The sequence below is a fragment of the Tepidanaerobacter sp. GT38 genome (genome assembly GCF_021991635.1).
GTDB lineage: Bacteria > Bacillota > Thermosediminibacteria > Thermosediminibacterales > Tepidanaerobacteraceae > DTU063.
This window is the reverse complement of the sequence record NZ_JAFFJA010000066.1, coordinates 1-4,781: the sequence shown is the minus strand read 5'-3', so window position 1 is coordinate 4,781 and position 4,781 is coordinate 1. Positions and strand designations below refer to the sequence as shown.

Annotated in this window: 3 protein-coding genes; 1 reads left to right on the top strand and 2 read right to left on the bottom strand. The window is 34.6% G+C overall.

The window, feature by feature from the left end:
- Positions 1-256 precede the first annotated feature (256 nt).
- Positions 257-1,570, top strand: coding sequence for a DUF3298 and DUF4163 domain-containing protein (locus JT739_RS09685; protein WP_237660915.1), 1,314 nt, complete (start codon positions 257-259; stop codon positions 1,568-1,570).
- Between the two features lie 10 nt (positions 1,571-1,580).
- Here the strand turns inward: JT739_RS09685 and JT739_RS09680 are convergent, their stop codons facing one another.
- Entirely contained in the window at positions 1,581-2,261 is a 681-nt protein-coding gene (locus JT739_RS09680; protein ID WP_237660914.1) for a GGDEF domain-containing protein, read from the bottom strand.
- 186 nt (positions 2,262-2,447) lie between these two features.
- Positions 2,448-4,781 (bottom strand): LuxR C-terminal-related transcriptional regulator (locus JT739_RS12800; protein WP_304650988.1); only part of this gene is annotated, 2,334 nt, incomplete at its 5' end.

Genomic DNA, 4,781 nt, shown 5'->3' with positions numbered 1-4,781 from the left:
TAATATTGCAATTTAAGATTAATTTGTGTTTGTAAACAATAGGTTAAATTCTATCAAGTTAATATTATTAAAATATAATAAAATCGAGCCGATAAGTTCTACTAGAATCACCTTTTTGGATGATTACTTTTCATTTTAGCACAATGTACTATATAATGTAATAGTAAAGTTTAGCAATGTAGAATTCATATATATTTTTTTCAAGCGAGAGGTAACGCTTTCTGTTCTTTACATTATAAAAGGGGGGAATTCAGTAATGAGAAAAGATTTTCGGATAATTATGCCACTTATTGCTATGTTACTTTTAACTGTCCTTTTGTCAGGGTGCAGCAATTCTAACTTCAACGACATCTCACCTTCTGAAAACTCGCTTCACAAGCCTTCTACTGATAGTTTAACTGCTGACGAATCTTCCTCCTTAAATATTTATTATAAAGTATACAGCGACACTGTAAAAGATGTAGACGGCACACTGCTTGTAAAATTTAGGTTTACATATCCTTACATCGATAATCCCAATAACCATGAGGGCATTGCAGTAATAAATAACTATTATCAAACCCAATTGGAGCAATTTATAAAAACCGTCGTGCCCGAAGGGAAAAAAGCAGCTTTAGAACTAAAAAAAGCTGCCGAAAATAATGGCTTTGATTTTCACAACTTATATTACGAGAGAGAAGCAAGCATCTGCTACAATGGCAATCATTTGCTATCTGTTCTTAATATCGGCTATGAGTATACTGGTGGTGCACACCCTACGAACTACTGGTCTTCCGAAACATTTGATGTTAAAACAGGCAGGATGCTTTCTCTATCCGACATCTTTGGCCTTAGCAAGGAAGAAGTTCTGGAAAAGGTTTATGAAACTGTCATCAGTCAGATTGAATCGACTACAGAAGAGGATTATTATTACTTCGAAAACTATGAGGAAAATGTGAAAAATCATTATTCGGAGAATGATTTTATCCTCGGTCCCAATGGCATTATATTCTACTATCAGCTATATACAATCGCTCCTTATGTTGCAGGTATCCCAACCTTTGAACTGCCATATGATAAGGCGGGAGATCTGGCGATTCAAATATTGCCTCTTGAATCAAATGAGCTAGAAAGAGAAATATACCTTCAAGCAGGAAGACTGATAGAAGCCAATAAAGATGTGTTTTACAATATATTCGGTCTCGCTATGCTTCCACTGGAATTACCTGAAAACATCTCCGGAGAACAGTCTCTATTTCCAGTAAAAGACAATAGATTTATTACTTTTTCTGACCTTGACAATTATATAAGAGGAATTTATGTAAAAAGTGAAGCTGACGCACTGATGAATAGTGGCAGATATGTTGACAAAGGCGGAAGGCTCCATGGCGATATAAACAAAGATGGCAGCATGGGGTATTATGTTGACTGGAACAATTACCGCTTTGAAGTAAATGAAATAAGTGAAAACAGTGCAACTATAAAGATCTATGTGATTGATGATTCACCTGCCGGCAGAGAAGAAAAAATCATCGAAATTAACATGCTAAAGGAAAACGACCAATGGCTGTTGGAAAAGATGTTTTACTGATACTATACATTTACCGTGCTTTCGCCAACTCCAATTGTTCATAAGCAACTACCATATTTTTAATTTCTTTAGCTTTGTATAAAGCCTTGTCAGCATATTTTAAAAGGATATCAGTATTCATTGGAAAGTCAGTGGTTACTATGCCGATACTGACAGTAATTTTTTCGCTGACATAATCAAAAGTAAAATTCTTTTCTTCTACTGCTCGCTTAATTCTTTCAGCCATTTTTACTGCGTTTTCTTTACAAGTTTGAGGTAGTACAACAGCAAATTCCTCACCACCCAGTCTTACAATCATATCTTCCTTTCTCGCATTGCTTTTTAGTATATCTGCAAATTGTGTTAGTACTTGATCCCCTGCTTGATGCCCATAAGTATCATTGATCCTTTTAAAATTATCAATATCTATCATCATCAACGATACTGGAAGCATTATTTTATAAACTACAGGCATTTTGGAAAAGAAAGACCTTCTATTATACACGCCTGTTAAACAATCTCTGTTGGCTTTTTGATAAAGGTCTTTTATGATAACACCACAAGCAAAGAATAAAAACAATTGAGTGATAATATGAGCAACTAGAATCGAACGTAAATTTGATATACCACAATAATAAAAAGCAATGAGCCATATTACTGAACAAACTGAAACAAATATCAATGGTGCAAAATTGTAAAACAATTCTTTCATATCATTTCACCATTCTTTTAAAAGGTTTGTTTCAGCTACACCGCCGTGACTTTATGGCTGTAACTTAATATGTATATTAAGCAAATCCCTTTAAAAAAACATCACCCGAACAGGTGAAAGCGTAAAAAAACCACATCCTGAATTTAATAAAGGATGTGGTTTTTATAAATATCTACATGTAATTTGCTAAATAAGATTTAGCTCTTTTGCTTTTTGCACCGCCTGTATTCTTCTGCTTACTTGCAATTTTCCATATATATTTTTTATATGTGTCTTTACAGTATTATTGGATATATCAAGTCTTTTTGCAATTTCCTTATTAGTTAAGCCTTCAGCAAGAAGTTTTATTATCTCTATCTCTCTATCTGTTAGCGTTTCAACTAACAAAGTGCACGCATACTCTTCTTTTAATTTATTAATACTCAAAAAATCTTCTAGTGCCTTAATGTAATTTGTCTGACCGAGCAGCAACATTAATAGTTCCAAGCGCTCTTTAGTAAAAACATTTGCCATTAGATTATTCTCAAGGTATAACACTCCCACAGGTATGCCTCTGATATGTAGCGATAAACATAAAATGGAAATATTGCCTGCACCGGAAACGTATGGGTCTTTTGTAAAGATGCCAACCTGCTGAGAGTTATTAATTATGACTGGCTCCTGTGTGTTGGCAACATATCTAACAATTCCTTTAGAAAGTTTGCGATGGCTTTGCTTTAGGGAAATAGACTTAACTATTGTAACGTTGCTTTGACTGTCTATTTCAGCTTCTATAAATAATTCATCTTCCTTTTCTATAATTAAAAAACCTTTAGTGGCAAAAACACATCTCATGGCGGCTTTTAAAATATTTTCAGGGTCGCTTTTGAACTCTCGTATTATAGCAGATATAGTATTTTGCAAAATACTTAACTCCAGATTGTCAGTCTTTTCCTTTTCCCTGATAAAAGTATTCCAAATGCTGTTTTTTAAAGCCTCTTCTGTGTTGTTTTCAACCCCTTTTGCCTTGGTTAAAATGTCAGCAAACAGTTCCGCATATCGATCTCTAATTTCTCGCACTTTGGCTAATGCTCCCCATTCACTGTATAATTTTAAAGCATCAGACATATATGCTTTTGCTACTCTCACTTTCCCTTCAGCAAAATAAAACCTTGCCGCCAATTCACATCCAATAGCCTCATTTTGCTTATAACCGTTATCCCGGGCAGCTTGAATTGCCTTTTCGTATAATTCTTCAGCCTGCAGTTTTTTCCCAAAAATTCGCATCCTTTCTGCCTCAACAAGTTGAAATTTGTGCGAGAAATTTTCCGCACATGAAACAGACCATCTCTTCATCATTTTTTGATTATTCTTTAAAGTTTTCAAAAACTTTTTTCTTAAGTTTATAGGACTTTCTTCATATAAAGCAGTAATTATCAGTGAGTGATAAAAATTACATTCTACTGACAATAGGAATCCTTGTATGGAAGCTAAACAGTCTTTCATTTTTTCAGCTACAGCCAATGCTTCTCGGTAATTTCCCGCCAGATACTGGATTTGCATTTCCGTATAATAGTAAGCTGCCAGCGATGCCTTATCCTTTTTGCCAATTTGCAAAAAACTTTCTTCTTCTAAACTTTCATTAGGTTTTCGACTATGAAACCCAAGGTCGCTTGTTAAAATAGAAACAGCTCTGTTATAAACGGCAGCATTTAAACTAAGATTTTCATGCTTTACTTTTTGTACATAGTTTCTACACTCGCTGATCTCACAGATAATATCACTCAGCGGTGTACCAATTATGTATTTATTCTCGAGAATAACTGTATGAGAGTAGCCGTTGATAAGCACATCCCCTGCTTCAAATGCATATTTTACTGCTTTTTGCAAGTAGTCAATTCCTACTTTTGCATGACGAGACCAGTGACAAATGATAGCCCCAAAGGTAAAATACACTATACATTTTGGATAGATTTTGTCGTATTTTTCGGTAAGTTTTATTGCTACGTTCCCCAGTCTTTCACCTGCAGCGTAATTGCCGAATACACTCCCTTCAACAATACTGTAGCCAATGAAACCAATAGGCGCCATTTCAGTTCTACCATATCTTAATGTATGATTTCCCGCTTTTACAATGGCAAGCGCATACAAATCAGGATAATCAGTACATGTAGCGAATATAAACTTTATTAGCAGTTCCGCAACTTTCCTCTGAACTGGATCCTTCATTTCCGGCAATTTATAAAGATCTTCTATTTTTCTACCTATCATGAACACTTTATATAATAATAGTTCTTTTAATTTATCTGTCATGGAAGGTCTCGCCGGTATTGTCATTCCCAGCCTTTTTAGTGCTTTGATGCCTATTTCGACTGCTTCAAAGTATTTTCCCTTTCCCGTATATAATAACATTTGCAAGCCATACACATCTGCTTTATCAAGTTCATTATTTGCCTTGCTAATAATCAATTCAAAGAGCTTTTTAGCTTCAGCTGTATTTCCTATTAAAAATTCACATTGAGCATAGTTAAGTCCATATAA